Origin of the sequence: Coprococcus sp. OM04-5BH, assembly GCF_003482105.1 — a bacterium.
In the GTDB taxonomy this organism is placed as follows: domain Bacteria; phylum Bacillota; class Clostridia; order Lachnospirales; family Lachnospiraceae; genus Coprococcus.
Genome location: NZ_QULM01000001.1, coordinates 180,353 through 199,410, shown reverse-complemented (window position 1 = coordinate 199,410; position 19,058 = coordinate 180,353). Strand labels below are relative to the sequence as shown.

The window sequence follows — 19,058 nt, the reverse complement described above, 5'->3', positions numbered from 1 at the left end:
AAATGAAATCTGTATCAGTTTATGCGATCACTAGACAACAGAATATGGAACAGCTACAGAAGCTGGAGCGGCAGTTGTCAGGCAGAGAACATTTTCTGAGGCTTCGGGAATGGGAGCTTGACAGTATGAGGGCACTGGTTAAACAGCTTGAGTTACACATGCAGAAGGTGTCTGCCCTCAGGTTCTTCTATTCATTCCAGATACCGAGACTGGGAAAGGAATTTGACCTGATCCAGATCAAGGACGAGCACATTGTAAATATCGAGCTTAAGAGCGGTGCGGTGTCCGACGAAATGATAAAAAAGCAGTTGATACAGAACAGGTATTATCTGTCAGTTCTCACCAGACCCATATATTCCTACACTTACATAAGCAGTGAAAACAGATTGGTACGCCTTACAAATCATGACCATATTGTGGAGGCGGACTGGGAAAGCCTGTGCGATATCCTGGGCAGGGACAGCAGGGATTATCAAGGTGATATTGAAGAGCTGTTCAAGGCGGAATATTATCTTATATCGCCCCTTACAGATCCGGTGAAATTCCTGAATAAAGAATATTTTCTTACCTCACAGCAGAGGGATATAAGGCGGCAGATACTGAGGAAAATAAGAGCAGAACATTCGGGATATTTTCTGTTTACGGGACTTCCGGGAACAGGAAAAACCCTGCTTTTATACGATATCGCAATGGGGCTTTCCGACAGGCGTAAGGTGTGTATGATACACTGCAGCGAGGCGGGAAAGAAATGGGAGATATTACATGAGCGATTACATAGGATAGATTTTCTTTCGGATAGTAGGCTTTTGGATGATGGGGATGACGGGATAGAAGTGATACATGATGGGAAAGACATATTTGCCGAGTATAGTGCCGTGTTGGTGGATGAGGCACATTTGCTGTCTGTGGAGAAGCTGAGATTTATCTTAAGGTGTGCCGGTGACCGGCCGGTGATATTCTCCAGTGATTCTGAGGACATGATCTCGCCTTATGAGCTTGACCGGGGCAATCTTCATGTGATCGAGGGACTTCCGGGGATTCAGATATTCCGTCTGACTAACCGTATCCGCACAAATGCAGAGCTGTCATCATTTATTCAGAATATTATGCATATTCCTGCCGGAAGACGGCTTAAGGAATATCCTCATATAGAGGTCGTCTATGCAAATGATGATGGTGAGGCTGCCAATCTTCTTGAAGACTATAGAGGACGAGGGTACTGGTATAAGGCTGATGGTGGAAATTCCTATGGCAGCAGAAATGTGGAGCCTTCCGGTGGAGTGGACAGTCTGGTGGTGGTTATGGATGACCATTATTACTATGACGAGGAGGGATATCTCAGGAGCCTGGAAGCGAAAGACAAGGCAAATGTCTTTAATGTAAGAAGCCTGTTCCACTATCTTAACCAGGCAAAGGAGATCCTGGCTATCGTTGTGAAAGGAAATCCGGATGTGTATGCCGGACTGATGAATGTGCTGCAGGGGAAGAGGGAAAAATATTGATTGAATAAAATAAGAAACTTAAAAGTACAGAACAAACATTCGATTTGCTCTGTACTTTTTTTATTATGAATGATATACTAAATCAGCAACAATACTAATAATAAATTAGAGGTTGAGATATATGGATCATTTTGAATTGGTATCGCCATATGAGCCAACCGGTGACCAGCCCCAGGCAATCGAAGAGCTGGTGCAGGGATTTAAGGAAGGCAATCAGTTCCAGACACTGTTAGGTGTTACCGGATCAGGTAAGACATTTACCATGGCGAATGTTATTAAACAGCTTAATAAGCCAACACTGGTGCTTGCCCATAATAAGACTCTGGCGGCACAGTTGTATTCGGAATTTAAAGAGTTCTTTCCTCATAACGCGGTAGAATATTTCGTTTCTTACTACGATTACTACCAGCCGGAGGCGTATGTGGCGTCAACGGATACCTATATAGCCAAGGACTCATCCATAAATGACGACATAGATAAGATGAGACACAGTGCCACAGCCGCCCTTATAGACAGGAAGGACGTAATAGTTGTTTCCTCGGTTTCATGTATATACGGTATCGGTGATCCTGATGAGTACAGAAATCAGATGTTGTCATTCCGTGTGGGCATGATAAAAGACAGGGACATGGTGATAGACGAGCTTACGGATATCCAGTATTCAAGAAACGATATGGATTTTCAGCGAGGAACCTTCAGAGTAAGGGGGGACGTGCTGGAGATCATGCCGGTATCTACATTTGAAGACGGAATAAGGATAGAGTTCTTCGGGGATGAGATTGACAGGATATGCGAATTTGACCCTCTTACAGGGGAGGTCAGGAGAAGTCTGAATTTCACCTGTATATTCCCGGCGTCCCATTATGTAGTAGGTCAGGAGAAGCTTAACAAAGCCCTTACCCGTATTGAGGCAGAGCTTGCAGAGCGGGTCAGATATTTCAAGTCACAGGATAAGCTTATCGAGGCACAGAGAATAGAAGAAAGAACCAATTTTGATATAGAGATGATGAGGGAGACAGGATTTTGCTCGGGAATCGAGAACTATTCAGGCCCTTTGTCAGGCAGAGAGACCGGGGAGACACCAAGCACGCTGTTGGATTTCTTCGGTGATGATTTTCTGCTTATTGTGGACGAATCTCATATAACCATACCCCAGGTAGGAGGTATGTATGCAGGAGACAGATCCAGGAAAATGAATCTGGTGGATTACGGCTTCAGGCTTCCGTCTGCCCTGGATAACAGACCGCTCAATTTCCAGGAATTTGAGAGCAAGCTGGATCAGGTTATGTTCGTGTCTGCAACACCTTCAAAATACGAAGAAGAACATGAAATGAAAAGGGTAGAGCAGATAATCCGTCCTACAGGACTTTTAGATCCACCGGTGGAGGTAAGACCTGTAGAGGGACAGATAGATGATCTTCTTACAGAGGTATTCAAGGAAACCGAGAAGGGAAATAAGGTACTGGTAACTACCCTTACCAAGAGGATGGCAGAGGATCTTACAGATTATATGAGGGAAAATGGCGTTAAGGTCAAATATCTCCACTCTGACATAGATACCATGGAACGAGTTGAGATAGTGAGAGATCTGCGAATGGGTGTATTTGACGTTCTGGTGGGCATAAACCTCTTGAGAGAGGGACTTGATATTCCGGAGATAACCCTTGTGGCTATTCTTGACGCAGACAAGGAGGGCTTCTTAAGATCTGAGACCTCACTGGTACAGACCATAGGACGAGCTGCCAGAAACAGCGAGGGCCACGTTATAATGTATGCGGACAGTATTACCAAGTCCATGAAATATGCATTGGATGAGACAGCAAGAAGACGTGAGATCCAGGACGCTTACAACAAGGAGCACGGCATAACTCCAAAGACCATTGTCAAGGAGATCAGGGATCTCATAAGCAATGAGGTGGCAGAGGATGTTCCACGTAACGACAAGAAGGATATCGAATCCATGACCAGAAAGGAACTGGAGACAGAGATAAAGAAGCTTACCAAGAACATGAACATTGCCGCAGCCGACCTGAACTTTGAGGCGGCAGCAGAGCTTCGTGACAGAATAAGAGAGCTGAAGGTTGCCCTTAGGGACTATGATAAGGATTAATGTTAAAGAAGGATAGGAAAATGAGCGAAAGAAAGTACATTACAATAGAAGGAGCGAGGGAGCACAACCTTAAGAATATAAGCCTTAAGATACCAAGGGACAAATTTGTAGTTGTCACAGGACTCTCAGGCTCGGGAAAATCTTCGCTGGCGTTTGACACCATATATGCCGAGGGACAGAGAAGATACATGGAATCACTGTCTTCTTACGCAAGACAGTTCTTAGGACAGGCAGAGAAGCCTGATGTGGACAAGATAGAAGGTCTGTCACCTGCCATATCCATAGATCAGAAATCTACAAATAAGAACCCGAGATCCACAGTGGGAACAGTTACAGAGATATATGATTATTTCCGATTATTATTTGCAAGGGTTGGAATACCTCACTGCCCGAAGTGTGGCAAGGTAATAAGCCGTCAGTCCGTAGATCAGATGGTAGATGAGATAGTCAAGCTCCCTGAGAGGACAAAATTTATGGTACTTGCACCTGTGGTAAGGGGCAGAAAGGGAGAGCATGTCAAGCTCCTGGAGCAGATCAAGAAAAGCGGTTTCGTGAGAGTTGTTATAGATGACAGCCAGTATGAGCTGTCGGAGGAGATCAAGCTTGACAAAAACAAGAAGCACAACATAGATGTGGTAATAGACCGTCTTGTTATAAGACCGGACATTGAACGCAGACTTGTAGATTCCGTGGAGACAGCCCTTAAGATGGCAGAGGGACTTATGAAGATCGAGATCATGGAGACAGACGGCAACAACAGGGTCATCAATTTCTCTGACAGTTTCTCATGTCCTGACTGTGGAATAAGCATTGATGAGATAGAGCCGAGAAGCTTCTCATTCAACAATCCGTTTGGCGCATGTCCGTGCTGTGCGGGACTGGGATTTAAGATGAGATTCGACCCGGATCTTATGATACCGGATGACAAATTATCCATAAATGAGGGTGCCATTGTCGTGATGGGATGGCAGTCCTGTAATGATGGCAAGAGCTTCTCAAATGCAATACTTCGTGCTCTGGCGGCAGAGTATGGATTTTCGCTGGATACTCCGTTCTGCCAGTACAGCGATGAGATAAAGAACCTGCTTATATACGGCGAGGGTTCAAGACCGGTGAAGGTCCATTATAAGGGACAGCGTGGAGAAGGAGTCTACGACATTACCTTTGAGGGACTTGTGAAGAATGTTGAGAGAAGATACAGAGAAACCGGCGGCGAGACCATGAAGGCTGAATACGAAACTTTCATGACCATCACTCCATGTGAGGAGTGTCATGGCAAGAGACTTAAGCCTACAGCTCTGGCGGTTACGGTAGGTGGCAAGAATATTTCAGAGCTTACGGAGATGTCCATAGAGGATCTTAGCAGATTCATGGATGGACTGGAGCTGGATGAACGTCAGAAGCTTATAGGAAGTGCCATTTTAAAGGAGATCAGATCAAGACTTCACTTCCTTATAAATGTGGGACTTGATTATCTGGCATTGTACCGGGCAACAGGAACCCTTTCAGGCGGTGAAGCCCAGAGAATAAGGCTTGCAACCCAGATAGGTTCAGGACTGGTGGGCGTTGCCTATATACTGGATGAGCCGAGTATCGGACTTCATCAGAGGGACAATGACAAGCTGATCGCAGCTCTTTGTGAGTTGAGAGATCTTGGAAATACCCTTATCGTTGTTGAGCATGATGAGGATACCATGCGTGCGGCAGACCACATAATCGATATAGGACCTGAAGCCGGGGAAAATGGTGGATATGTCATTGCCGAGGGAACTGCCGAGGAGATAATGAAATGTGAGAATTCCATCACCGGTGCATACTTAAGCGGAAGAAAGAAGATAGAGGTTCCGGCGGAACGCAGGAAGCCTACAGGATGGCTCACAGTTAAGAACGCATATGAGAATAACCTTAAGCATATAGATGTTGATTTCCCACTGGGAGTCATGACTTGTGTTACAGGAGTGTCAGGTTCAGGAAAGAGCTCATTGGTAAATGAAATATTGTACAAGAAGCTTTCAAGGAGGTTGAACCGAAGCAGGGTCAAGGCGGGAAAGCATGACCATATAATAGGATACGACCAGCTTGATAAGGTTATAAATATTGACCAGTCACCTATAGGAAGAAGTCCAAGATCAAACCCTGCCACATATACAGGAACCTTTGATCTCATAAGAGATTTATTTGCCGGGACAAAGGACGCAAAGGCAAGGGGCTACAAGAAGGGCAGGTTTTCATTTAATGTGTCCGGCGGAAGATGTGAGGCATGTAAAGGCGATGGTATCATCAAGATAGAAATGCATTTCCTCCCCGATGTGTATGTCCCTTGCGAGGTATGTAAGGGCAAGAGATACAATCGTGAGACTCTGGAGGTTAAGTATAAGGGCAAGAGCATATTTGATGTTCTTGATATGACTGTGGATGAGGCTTGTGAGTTCTTTGAAAATGTACCTTCGATCCTCAGGAAGATATCAACCTTAAAGGATGTGGGACTTGGATATATAAAGCTTGGTCAGCCCTCCACAACTCTGTCAGGTGGTGAGGCACAGCGTATCAAGCTGGCAACGGAGCTGTCAAGACGCGGCACAGGAAAGACCATATATATACTGGATGAACCTACCACAGGACTTCATTTTGCTGACGTGGACAGACTGGTTGATATCCTCAGAAGATTAAGTGAAGGTGGAAATACGGTTGTGGTTATTGAGCATAACCTTGATGTCATAAAGACTGCGGACTATATTATTGATATGGGGCCGGAAGGTGGAGCCAAGGGTGGAACAGTTATCGTCCAGGGAACTCCGGAGGAAGTTGCCAAGTGTAAGAAGTCCTACACAGGTCAGTACCTTAAGAAATATCTTAAAAAGTAGAAGCTGAAGGTGTGCTTTAAAAGTAAAAAATTGAAGAGTACTTAAAAAGCAGAAACATAAGGGAAGTCTGGAAATAAGGGGGATATCTTAAGAGTAGAAACTTAAACAATATGTCAAAATTAAAAAATTGCAGATAAATAGCATGAATAATGTTATAATGTATCTTTAAGGGAACTACCGGAAGAGGTAAATTACAAATTGCCTGATGTTCAATAAACGGAGGACATGATAAATAATGAAATGTATAAAATGCGGCAAGGAGATAGATAATAAATCCACAGCCTGTGAGTATTGTGGCATGCTGTTTACTCCTGTTATGAAGAGAAAAATGCTTGAAAGAGAGCAGCAGCTTGAGGAATATAACAAGCAGATGGCAGCTTACAATAAGCAGTTGAAGAAGGGAAAGATCAAAGAGGAAATACCAGAAGACATAAACGACACACAGACCTTAAGGCTTGAGGATTGTCCTGTGGTGGGACAGCCGGAGGATGACTATGACGGAGAGAGCAGGACTATTGTCTTAGACAGAGAGGAAGACAAGCCGGTGGCTTCGTACATGCCGAATTTCTTTGGAATTATAGGCAGCATAGCATTTGCAGTGTCATTGTTCCTGCCATACAGCAAAGGCCTGGAAAAGCTTACGGATACAGCGTTGTATGCATTTCTCGCGGCGGCAGTGGTTGTTCTGGTGGCGTCATTTGTCAACAATTTAGTATTTGAGATCATTGAACTTGTTGTCTCTATATTCCTTGGAGGCTGGTGGATAGCCATGGATATAGCCAAGGGCATGATAGGAAGTGAGGGCATGATTCTTATGTACGGAGGCTATATAAATCTTGCAGCATCGGTAATACTGGTTCTGTCGGGAATCATCTGGATGCTTATCACACATATCAGCGATGACCAGTGATATTAACCGGGACACAGAGCAGTTAAGAAGAATATACAGATAAGTTAAGAAGAATGTGCATATAACTAAAAATGAACAAATCTTCCCGGATACAAATGTCCGGTTAAAAAATGAAAGTTGATCTATAAAAACAGGAGCCTGATATCACGGAATAAATCTGTGAATATCAGACTCCTGTTTTTATCTGACATCAGGGCGCGTCCACATATATGGAATGCCGATGCCGGAATGTTTGATCAGATAAATTTAATTAGTCGTTAGCCTTACCAACTGATCCGAATAATTCCATCTTCTCCTTAACTGTAGCCTTAATTGCCTCAGCACCTGGAGCAAGAAGCTTTCTAGGATCGAATCCCTTACCTTCAAGATCCTTACCAGCCTCGATGTACTTTCTTGTAGCTTCCTGGAATGATAACTGGCACTCTGTGTTTACATTGATCTTTGAAACGCCAAGTTCAATAGCCTTCTTGATCATGTCAGCAGGGATACCTGTACCACCGTGAAGAACTAATGGCATGATGCCTGTCTTCTGCTGGATAGCGTCAAGTGTCTCGAATGAAAGACCCTTCCAGTTTGCTGGATACTTACCATGGATGTTACCGATACCTGCAGCAAGCATATCTACACCGAGATCTGCAATGGTCTTGCACTCTTCAGGATCTGCGCACTCGCCCATACCAATAACACCATCTTCTTCACCACCGATAGAACCAACTTCACACTCGATTGAGAGACCAAGCTGATGAGCTACATTAACAAGCTCTGTTGACTTAGCAAGATTCTCCTCGAATGGATAGTGTGAACCATCGAACATGATTGATGTGAAACCAGCCTTGATACACTTGTAACATCCTTCGTATGTTCCGTGATCTAAGTGAAGAGCAACAGGAACTGTAATTCCTAATTCCTCATCCATAGCCTTAACCATAGCTGCTACTGTACCGAATCCTGTCATGTACTTGCCGGCACCCTCTGATACACCTAAGATAACAGGTGACTGAAGCTCCTGCGCTGTTAAGAGGATTGACTTTGTCCACTCAAGGTTGTTGATGTTGAACTGACCTACTGCATAATGACCAGCTTTGGCTTTCTTTAACATTTCTGTTGCTGAAACTAACATTGTAAATGTCCTCCATTTGTTATTAAATTTTCTGAGATGAGGGGATATTGCAGACATTATTTTGCTGCCCACCTCACCACATTCTGCCACAATTATACCTTATAAACCTATAAAATAAAAGTGCTTTTACTAAAAAGATTTCCCCGGTAACAAAAAGAATTATCAAGAACGGCTGCCGCCTTGATATAAAACAAAATCTGCAAATGTGCATTATATTAAACATTTATAAATTAAAAGTCGCTTACATTGAAATGAAAAAATATAAGTGGTATCATTTGCATGATAGATTGTCATTTGAAAATTATAACTACGTGGATTTATGAATGACAGGTATATGCGGATAATAGTTTTGTATTTATTTAAGAAAAAGGAGACAGCGAATGCTTCAGCTAAAAGAAATTGTTAAAGACTACCGGACCGGCGATGAAGTTGTGAAGGCTCTTAAGTGCATATCCATAAACTTCAGGAAAAATGAGTTCGTGTCCATCCTGGGACAGTCGGGATGTGGTAAGACTACCCTTCTTAATATAGTAGGTGGTCTGGATCAATACACCAGCGGAGACCTGGTGATCAATGGCAAATCAACAAAGTCCTTCAAGGCAAGGGACTGGGATTCTTACAGAAACAATTCCATCGGTTTTGTATTCCAGAGTTACAATCTTATACCACACCAGTCAGTTCTCTCAAATGTTGAGCTGGCACTTACACTTTCAGGTGTATCAAAGGCAGAACGCAGAAAGAGAGCAAGGGAGGTTCTGGAGAAGGTAGGTCTTGGAGATCAAATGCATAAGAAGCCTAACCAGATGTCAGGTGGACAGATGCAGCGTGTTGCAATAGCCAGAGCCCTTATAAATAATCCGGATATACTTCTGGCAGATGAGCCTACAGGAGCCCTGGACTCAGAAACCAGTATTCAGATTATGGAGCTTTTAAAGGAGATTGCCAAGGACAAGCTTGTCATAATGGTAACTCATAATCCGGAGCTTGCGGAGACATACTCCACAAGAATAGTAAAGCTTCTTGACGGTAATATAATAGATGACTCAAATCCATTTTCAGATGAGGATGAGGCAAGGGAGGCAGAAGGAGATTACAAGCCGAGAAAGACTTCCATGTCTGTATTTACAGCATTTTCATTGAGTCTTAACAACCTTATGACCAAGAAGGGAAGAACTTTTCTGACAGCATTTGCAGGAAGTATAGGAATAATAGGAATAGCTCTGATCCTGTCTCTGTCATCAGGTTTCCAGAGATATATAAATGATGTTCAGGAGGAGACGCTGGCGTCTTATCCTATACAGATAACCAAGAAGGCCGTGGATTACGGCGACATGATAAAGGAAATGACCGGAAATAACGGCGGCGAGGAAGCCAGAAAACACGACGATGATCTGGTACACTCCGGAGATATCATGGGAGATATGCTCATCTCCATGGTGGCAGAGGTCAAGGATAACGATCTTGAGACCTTTAAAGAATATATCGAGGACGAGGCAAATGGCTTCAAGGATCTCACCAGTGACATCAGCTATACCTATGACACCCCAATATATGCATACAATGAAAGTGCAGTGGGCGGTATCAAGCAGGTAAATCCAAGTACCCTTATGAATGATATGGGCTTTGGTGGAATGATGGACACCCAGGAATCGGTTTCAGGGCTTATGTCAGCATTTACCTATGGCTCGAACTCTTCAGATATGTGGACCCAGATGATGGACAATCAGGAGCTGTTGTCACAGCAGTACGATGTGCTGGCAGGACATTGGCCTGAGAACAAGAACGAGGTAGTCCTTGTTGTAGATAAGAATAATGATATCAGTGATTATGCCCTGTACAACCTTGGTTACAGAGACTCAAGGGAGCTCGGTGACATAGTGGCAGACGTTCTGGCAGGCGGTAAGGTTCCTGATATGGAGGAGATGACATTTACCTATGATGATCTTCTTAAACTTAAGTTCAAGATTGTACTTCCTACACAGTTCTTCCAGAAGAATGAAGACGGAACATACACAGATATGAGCACAGATGAGGATTTCCTGAATGATGTTGTTCATAATGGCATGGAGGTCAAGGTTTCCGCTGTTATCAGACAGTCAGAGAAGGCTTCATCAGCACCTATCCAGCCGGGCTACATCGGATACACCTCAGAGCTTGCAGAGTATATTGTTACAGAAAACGAGAAGGCTGAGATCATTCAGGATCAGCTTGCAGATCCTGACAAGGATGTGATCACAGGTCTTCCATTTGCGAATGGTGAGGAGATCACCATTGACGATGTGGATATGGATCAGATAATGTCTGAGCTTGCTTCATCAGGTCAGATGACAGATGAAATGCAGCAGATGTTTGCAGATATGACAGAAGACCAGATATTCGACATGTTAAAGCAATACGGATATTTCAGCCAGTCAACCTCAACCTATGATGACAATATGTCCATGCTTGGCTACAGTGAGCTGGCAAAGCCTGCGTCCATCAGCCTGTACTGTACGGAATTTGCCGATAAGGATAAGCTTACAGAGCTCATCGACAAGTACAATGACGAGTATCCGGATAAGGAGATAACCTACACAGATTATATCGGTATTATGCTGTCATCTGTGACCAAGATCATCGATGCTATAACCTATGTACTTATAGCATTTGTGGCTATTTCCCTTATAGTTTCATCTATCATGATAGGAATTATCACCTATATATCAGTGTTAGAGCGTACAAAGGAGATCGGTATCTTACGAAGTATCGGTGCTTCAAAGAAGGATATCTCACGAGTATTTAATGCGGAGACATTTATTATTGGTCTGTTCTCCGGAATAATAGGTATTGGTGTGACCATGCTGATCAATATTCCTATAAGTATGGTTATTGAGAAGTATATTAATGTGCCGGGAGTTTCATCACTTCCTTGGAAGGGTGGACTTGCACTGGTTATCATCAGTGTGATCCTGACATTGATCGGTGGACTTATACCATCAAAGATGGCAGCCAAGAAGGATCCGGTCATAGCACTCAGAAGTGAATAAAATTTATCAGAATATAAAGTATAATAACAGCTGGTGGTTCGTAGAGAATGGCAAGGTCAATTTCGCAGCAGAGACACTGATCAAGTACAACAATGTATGGTACTATGTGAAGAACGGTAAGGTTGATTTCAGTTACACAGGCTATGTTACATATACAAATGGACACAGATATTACGTTAAAAATGGCAGAAAGGTAAGCAGAGCATAATGTTTATGATTGCTTTTCTGATATAAAAGGGAAAAGACCATCATTGGTGGCTGTCTGTATCCCTGCAATAAAAATTCCGGTGTTTTGTGCACCGGAATTTTTGTATATATAAATTTGTGTAAATCGACACCACGCACCTGTAATATCTGATATAATGGTGTCTGTATCAGGGTAATATGGAAGGGAGGAAATTATTATGGCAGGAAGTCATATTGCTATACCAACAATTCTTAAGATAGGAAAGGGGGCTCTTAATGATCTTGGCACATACCTTGCAAATGCAGGTATGCACAATGCAGTTATTTATTTTGGAAACGGACTTATTGACATGTTCGGAGCGGGAGTTATGGGCTCTCTTAAGGAGAAGGATATAAAGGTTCTGGAATACAGGGAGTTGGATACGGTCAATATAAATGACATTATTGAGCTGGCATTTAACATAGATGCAAAGGCACAGGCTATCGTAGGTATCGGTGGGGGAAAGGTTATAGACGCGGCGAAATATGCGTCATATTTAAGAAAGCTTCCGTTTATAAGTATTCCTACATCTTCATCATCTGATGGGTTTTCCTCTGCCAGTGCTTCCCTTATTGTCAATGGCAGGAGAACTTCAGTGCCTGCAAGAATGGCATACGGTATCATTGCAGATACGGAGATAATAAAGAGTGCACCGGACAGGTTCATATATTCAGGCATAGGTGACATGGTGTCAAAGATCACAGCCCTCTATGACTGGTTATTTGAGTCCAGCAACGGCTACAGCGAGATGAACGACTTCGCTGTTATGATCGCCAAGAAGGCTGTGAACAGCTTTGTCCGTACACCATTTGAAACTATACATGATGATCTGTTCCTCAAGGAGCTGTTAGACTCCCTTGCCATGAGTGGAGTTGCAAATGAGATCGCCGGCGGCAGTACACCTACCTCGGGCAGTGAACATCTCATATCCCATGCACTGGATAAAATGCTTGAGAAACCGCAGCTTCACGGCATCCAGGTGGGCATTGCCACATACATTATGGCAGTGGTTCAGGATCACAGATATGTCAGGGTAAATGCGATATTTGAGAAGACCGGCTTCTGGGATTATGTAAGTACCCTTGATCTTAAGAGAGAGGATTTCGCTGCGGCTATAGATATGGCACCATCCATCAAGCCGCACAGACACACTTATCTCCATGAGCAGCAGTACAGGGATAAGGCAAAAGAAGTCCTTTATAATGACGAAGTGCTTAAGAAGGTTTTTGATTAAAGTTAAAAAAATGTTTGGATCAAATCCACTAATCAGGATACATGATTTTGTATTTGATTGGCAGCCATTTAAGAATAAAATATTGATTTTTTTGAACATTTTTACCGGTATGTGGTGGCACGGTTCATATATAATGTATAAGCACATACATAGTGAATTTTTCGTTATGAGGCTTGACCTTGCTACCGGCACAAAGCCCATGTTTGAGGAGGAGCCTTCACGAACGAAGAGAGTGATTATGCATGGCTCCGACGATATGTCATAGAGAGGGACCCACGAAGTGGGAGAGTTGGCTATGACCTACTATTTGAGGAGGAGCCTTCACGAACGAAGAGAGTGATTATGCATGGCTCCGACGATATGTCATAGAGAGGGACCCACGAAATGGGAGAGTTGGCTATGACCTACTATTTGAGGAGGAGCCTTCACGAACGAAGAGAGTGATTATGCATGGCTCCGACGATATGTCATAGAGAGGGACCCACGAAATGGGAGAGTTGGCTATGACCTACTATTTGAGGAGGAGCCTTCACGAACGAAGAGAGTGATTATGCATGGCTCCGACGATATGTCATAGAGAGGGACCCACGAAATGGGAGAGTTGGCTATGACCTACTATTTGAGGAGGAGCCTTCACGAACGAAGAGAGTGATTATGCATGGCTCCGACGATATGTCATAGAGAGGGACCCACGAAATGGGAGAGTTGGCTATGACCTACTATTTGAGGAGGAGCCTTCACGAACGAAGAGAGTGATTATGCATGGCTCCGACGATATGTCATAGAGAGGGACCCACGAAATGGGAGAGTTGGCTATGACCTACTATTTGAGGAGGAGCCTTCACGAACGAAGAGAGTGATTATGCATGGCTCCGACGATATGTCATAGAGAGGGACCCACGAAATGGGAGAGTTGGCTATGACCTACTATTTGAGGAGGAGCCTTCACGAACGAAGAGAGTGATTATGCATGGCTCCGACGATATGTCATAGAGAGGGACCCACGAAGTGGGAGAGTTGGCTATGACCTACTATTTGAGGAGGAGCCTTCACGAGCGAAGAGAGTGATTATGTATGGCTCCGACGAGTTTGGGCGACTGCTGGTTAATAAGCTGGTCGAGCCGAGTAGAAAAATGAACAAGTATGGCGTTACATTATATATGAAGCCGTGCGTACATACTTCCCAGACAAGCGTTTAATGATAAATTTTATCTTTTTAACCCTGGGCAGCCACTACCATAGCAAAATAACAGCTGATACAGGAGAATTACCAATATTTATTAAGGTATATTATATAGATTTCATCACGAAAATGTGTTATACATAGAGATGATGAGAAAAAGTATCTTTAGGGTGTACAGGGGATACATGGAATAGGAGTTTTTTATGATTACTAATGACGCAACAATACTTACAGTAAAGCATGAGGTTTTGTATGAAGTAGCGAAGCTTGCATACGAGGGGAAGCTTGAGGAGGAGAGAGACAATCTTCCTTATAAGATGATCCCCGGACCACAGCCGCTGTTCAGGTGTTGTATATACAGAGAAAGAGAAAATATAAGACAGAGGATACGTCTTGCAGAAGGCAAGGCTCCGGGACCGGAGGACGACGGAAATATAGTCCAGGTCATCAACTCAGCATGTGAAGGCTGTCCTATCTCAAGATATGTAGTAACAGATAACTGTCAGAAGTGTATGGGAAGAGCGTGTCAGAGAGCCTGTCGTTTCGGTGCCATAAGCATGGGAAGAGACAAGTCCTATATAGACCCTTCAAAGTGTAAGGAGTGTGGACAGTGTGCAAAGGCATGTCCTTACAATGCCATAGCAGAACTTATGAGACCATGTATGAATAGCTGTCCTGTAAATGCCATATCAGTATCAGACAGCGGTGTTGGTATTGCGGTTATAAATGAAGAAAAATGTATCAGATGTGGAGCATGTATCCATAAATGCCCGTTCGGTGCCATAGGCTCCAAGACATTTATCGTAGATATCATCAAGGCAATGCAGGCAGGAAAGCGTGTGTATGCCATGTTCGCACCGGCTACCATCGGACAGTTTGGTGCAGATATAACCCTTGCAAGTTGGAGAACAGCCCTTAAGAAGATAGGCTTCCACGATGTAGTGGACGTCAGCCTTGGCGGTGATATGACGGCAATGGCAGAGGCAAAGGAATGGATCGAGGCAATAGAGCATGGACAGAGAAAGTCAACCTCATGCTGTCCGGCATTTGTCAATCTTATAAAGAAGCATTACTCAGAGCTTTCAGACATTATATCCGAGACAGTGTCACCAATGTGTGCAGTGTCAAGATGGATAAAAGATAAAGACCCTGAGGCAGTTACAGTATTTGTAGGTCCATGTATCGCCAAGAAGGAGGAGACTACAAGAAAAGAGTCAAATTCAGCAGACTATGCCCTTACCTATGGTGAGATAAGAGCCATGCTCCGTGCAAAGAGTGTGAAGCTTGAGCCGGAGGAGGATACAGAGGCACAGGCGTCAGTATTCGGTAAGAAATTTGCAAATGCAGGTGGTGTTACCGCAGCAGTTGTGGAGAGTATGAAGGAGCTTGGATACGAGGCTGACGTGGATGTATGCAAGTGTAACGGCGTTGAGGAGTGTAAGAAGATGCTCACTCTTATGAAGTTTGGAAGACTTCCACAGAACTTCATGGAAGGTATGATCTGTGAGGGCGGCTGTGTAGGCGGACCGTCAAGACACAGGTCAGAGCAGGAGACCAAGAGAGACAGGAACGCAGTCCTTGATAAGGCTGAAGAGAAGAATATCTCTGACAGCTTAAGTACCCATGAGGCGGGAGAAACTTTCATGGTAAGAGCGTAAGGACGGCGTAATATCCACATCAGATTGGATTAAAGTATTGAAGATACCAAGATATGATGTGGTAGATGTGCAGAGAAAAAAGCATTTGCAGTAATTATATAGAAATATCAAAATCCCGGAAGATTGATCCGCAGAAGATGGGTCATTTTTCCGGGACTTTTTGTTATGGCAACGAAAAAGTTGAACATTATTATATGTGAGCATTTTTCAACTGTTGATCCGCAGATAAAGATTTTACATGTTTTAACATTTTTGTAAAAATTCTTGACAGGAAAGATTTATATGCTATTATAATGCATGTGGTATTGAAAACCACATGTGGAGTTTATTAAAAACTCAAAAAACAGACAACAATACTTTAAAATATAGAGAGAAGAATTACTGGAGGATTTTATATGTCAACAGGTATGAGACCGGAAGAAGGAATAGCAGGAAAGTTCATAAGTGCTTCCCTTGATGACAACAATGTATTAGAGAAGATCGAGTTCACGAATAAGGATGACTTCAACTTTGGATTTGACGTTATGGACGCACTTGCAGAGAAGAAACCGGACGACAGAGCACTTATTTACGTTTCAAAGAATAAGGAAGAAAGAATATTCACCTTTAAGGAGATGAAGGAGTACTCCAACAGAGCTGCAAATTACTTCGTGAAGCACGGAATTAAGAAGGGCGATAAGGTAATGCTGGTCCTTAAGCGTCATTATCAGTACTGGATCACAATGATCGCACTTCATAAGTTAGGAGCTATTGCAATCCCTGCAACAAATATTCTTAAAGCTTCTGATTATGCATACAGAATTGAAGCAGCCAATATCAAGGCAGTTATCTGTACATCAGATGACAAGATTCCTGACGCCATGGCTTCAATAGACCCTGATAACAAGCTTATTAAGATGATCGTAAACGGTGAGAGAGAGGGCTTCCTTTCATTTGACCAGGGAATAATGGAAGAGAGCACAGTATTCGAGAGACCTACCGGTGAGGATAAGGTTATGGCTCATGACGTGCTTCTCATGATGTTCACATCAGGAACAACAGAACATCCAAAGCTTGTGTCACACAACCATCTGTACCCACTGGGTCACTACATAACAGCAAAGTACTGGCACACAAACAGAGCAGGCGAGGTTCATCTTACAGTTTCGGATACAGGCTGGGGTAAGGCACTCTGGGGCAAGTTATATGGACAGTGGCTTTGCGAGACAACAATATTTGTATATGATTTCGACGTGTTCAGTGCCGATAACATCTTCAAGCTTATTGAGGAGTACCACATCAACACATTCTGTGCACCACCGACACTCTACAGAATCCTGGTTAAGATGGACATGAGCAAATACAATCTGTCTTCTCTCAGATACTGCACAACAGCAGGTGAGGCACTTAACCCTGAGGTATTCTACAAGTTTAAGGAATTAACGGGATTTACAATTTACGAAGGATTTGGACAGACAGAGACAACACTTACAATAGGAAACCTTGAGAACACAACTCCAAGACCGGGTTCAATGGGTAAGGCAAGTCCACTTTACGATGTAAGGATAATGAGACCTGACGGAACATTTGCAGAGGCAGGTGAGACAGGTGAGATTGTTATCAACATTGAAAATGGTGAGCCGGACGGACTCTTCATCAGATACGAGAACGATCTTGAGAGAACTGCCGAGATAAAGAGAGACGGATACTATCACACAGGTGATACAGCATACAAGGATGAGGATGGATACTTCTGGTTCGTAGGCCGTGTTGATGATATCATCAAGGTTGCCGGATACAGAGTAGGACCTTTCGAGATTGAAAATGAGATCATGAGGATTCCATATGTACTTGAGTGTGCAGTTACATCGGTTCCTGACAGCACAAGAGGTCAGGCGATCAAGGCTACAGTTGTACTTACCGAGGGAACAGTAGGAGATGAAGCGTTAAAGCGTGACATGAAGCGTTACTTCAAGGAGAACATTGCAAGCTACAAGAGACCTAGGGTTATTGAGTTTGTTAAGGAAATGCCTAAGACCATCAGTGGTAAGGTAAGAAGAGTCGAGATCAAGGAAAAGGATTGGAAATAATATTATGATAGCAATAGAGGACATTGATAAGATAGAGCCGTATGTAAGACCGGTATTTTACTATGAAACAGATAGAATGGGTATAGTACACCACTCCAACTATATAAGATGGATGGAAGAAGCCCGTATGGACTGGATGGATAAGATTGGCTGGAATTACAAACACATTGAGGATGAGGGAATAATCATTCCTGTACTTGGAGTGTCAACCCAGTACAAGACCATGAGCAGATACGGAGATACAATAGAGATCCACACCTATCTGTCAGAGTACACCGGCGTAAGAGTAGGATTTTTCTATGAAATATGCGACAAGGAAACCGGTGAACTGAGATGTCTCGGTACATCATCCCACTGCCTCTTGGACAGTGACAACAAGATCCTGTTCATGAAGAAGCAGTACCCTGAGGAGGATAAGCTGTTCAAGGCACTCTTAAAGGAATATAAGGAAAAGCACGAGAAGAAAAAATAATACGGTTATAGTCGGAAAATAAACAGTGCGGGCATGCAGAGCATTAAAGATCATAAAAGATTATAAAAGGTCATTAAGATAAGCCTGTACAGTAAAAGTCCCGATGACTGGATATGTAATGGATGATACAATATATCCGGTCATTGGGATTTTTTATTTAATAGAAAGAAGGAACAAAGATGAACATCAGAAGGGCAAATGATAAGGACATACCGAGACTTATTGAATTATTACAACAGGTCCTTGAGATACATGCAGGTATCAGACCGGATATCTTTATCTCCGGAACAACCAAGTATACCCATGACGAGCTGCTTAAGATGACATTAGATGATGAAAAGCCCATATATGTTGCGGTAGATGAGGATGACAGATGTGTAGGTTATGCCTTCTGCCAGTTGAGAGAACAGCCATTTTCAAATAATATGGTGCCGTTTAAATCTCTTTTCATTGATGATCTCTGCGTTGACTCAGATATCAGAGGACAGCATGTGGGAGAGCATTTGTTTGAATTTGTGAAGAGCGAGGCGAAGAGGCTTGGCTGTTACGAGGTCACGCTTAATGTGTGGACAGGTAATACATCAGCAGAGCATTTCTATGAGAAAATGGGAATGAAGACAAAGGAAAGACAGATGGAGTATATTTTATAGTGAAAATAATCCGGGTGCAACGGTTCGTTGCACC

General features: G+C 43.3%; 12 protein-coding genes. 11 read left to right on the top strand and 1 reads right to left on the bottom strand.

Features of this window, described 5'->3' with window-relative positions:
* Positions 1-2: 2 nt before the first annotated feature.
* The 4 genes from DXB54_RS00850 to DXB54_RS00835 all read left to right on the top strand — a co-directional run bounded on the left by DXB54_RS00850 (position 3) and on the right by DXB54_RS00835 (position 7,386).
* The gene (locus DXB54_RS00850; RefSeq protein ID WP_118693977.1) at positions 3-1,502 is read left to right on the top strand and encodes a DNA/RNA helicase domain-containing protein; all 1,500 of its coding nucleotides are present in this window, start codon (positions 3-5) and stop codon (positions 1,500-1,502) included.
* A 121-nt stretch (positions 1,503-1,623) separates the two neighbouring features.
* Positions 1,624-3,612: an excinuclease ABC subunit UvrB gene (gene uvrB / locus DXB54_RS00845; RefSeq protein WP_118693976.1), complete on the top strand. Its 1,989-nt coding sequence runs from the start codon at positions 1,624-1,626 to the stop codon at positions 3,610-3,612.
* A 20-nt stretch (positions 3,613-3,632) separates the two neighbouring features.
* Positions 3,633-6,476: an excinuclease ABC subunit UvrA gene (gene uvrA, locus DXB54_RS00840; protein WP_118693975.1), complete on the top strand. Its 2,844-nt coding sequence runs from the start codon at positions 3,633-3,635 to the stop codon at positions 6,474-6,476.
* Between the two features lie 235 nt (positions 6,477-6,711).
* Complete coding sequence (locus tag DXB54_RS00835) at positions 6,712-7,386, top strand: zinc ribbon domain-containing protein (RefSeq protein ID WP_118693974.1); 675 nt, start codon at positions 6,712-6,714, stop codon at positions 7,384-7,386.
* Between the two features lie 250 nt (positions 7,387-7,636).
* On the opposite strand, the gene fba is transcribed toward DXB54_RS00835, so the two are convergent.
* The gene (gene fba / locus DXB54_RS00830; protein WP_021937563.1) at positions 7,637-8,506 is read right to left on the bottom strand and encodes a class II fructose-1,6-bisphosphate aldolase; all 870 of its coding nucleotides are present in this window, start codon (positions 8,504-8,506) and stop codon (positions 7,637-7,639) included.
* A 380-nt stretch (positions 8,507-8,886) separates the two neighbouring features.
* On the opposite strand from fba, the gene DXB54_RS00825 reads away from it, so the two are divergent.
* The 7 genes from DXB54_RS00825 to DXB54_RS00790 all read left to right on the top strand — a co-directional run bounded on the left by DXB54_RS00825 (position 8,887) and on the right by DXB54_RS00790 (position 19,024).
* A complete protein-coding gene (locus DXB54_RS00825; protein WP_118693973.1) occupies positions 8,887-11,532 on the top strand; it encodes an ABC transporter ATP-binding protein/permease in 2,646 nt (881 codons plus the stop codon).
* Entirely contained in the window at positions 11,525-11,740 is a 216-nt protein-coding gene (locus DXB54_RS00820) for a hypothetical protein (RefSeq protein ID WP_021937565.1), read from the top strand. The genes DXB54_RS00825 and DXB54_RS00820 overlap by 8 nt, the downstream gene beginning before the upstream one ends.
* Positions 11,741-11,933: 193 nt before the next feature.
* Positions 11,934-12,992, top strand: a complete 1,059-nt coding sequence (locus DXB54_RS00815) for an iron-containing alcohol dehydrogenase family protein (protein ID WP_442872129.1) — start codon at positions 11,934-11,936, stop codon at positions 12,990-12,992.
* A 1,386-nt stretch (positions 12,993-14,378) separates the two neighbouring features.
* Positions 14,379-15,833 (top strand): 4Fe-4S dicluster domain-containing protein, encoded by a 1,455-nt coding sequence (locus tag DXB54_RS00805; protein WP_021938439.1) that lies wholly within the window; start codon positions 14,379-14,381, stop codon positions 15,831-15,833.
* 395 nt (positions 15,834-16,228) lie between these two features.
* The gene (locus tag DXB54_RS00800) at positions 16,229-17,902 is read left to right on the top strand and encodes an AMP-binding protein (RefSeq protein ID WP_118693971.1); all 1,674 of its coding nucleotides are present in this window, start codon (positions 16,229-16,231) and stop codon (positions 17,900-17,902) included.
* 4 nt (positions 17,903-17,906) lie between these two features.
* Positions 17,907-18,374 (top strand): acyl-CoA thioesterase, encoded by a 468-nt coding sequence (locus DXB54_RS00795; RefSeq protein ID WP_021938436.1) that lies wholly within the window; start codon positions 17,907-17,909, stop codon positions 18,372-18,374.
* A 179-nt stretch (positions 18,375-18,553) separates the two neighbouring features.
* Positions 18,554-19,024, top strand: a complete 471-nt coding sequence (locus DXB54_RS00790; protein ID WP_021938435.1) for a GNAT family N-acetyltransferase — start codon at positions 18,554-18,556, stop codon at positions 19,022-19,024.
* The last annotated feature ends 34 nt before the right edge of the window (positions 19,025-19,058 follow it).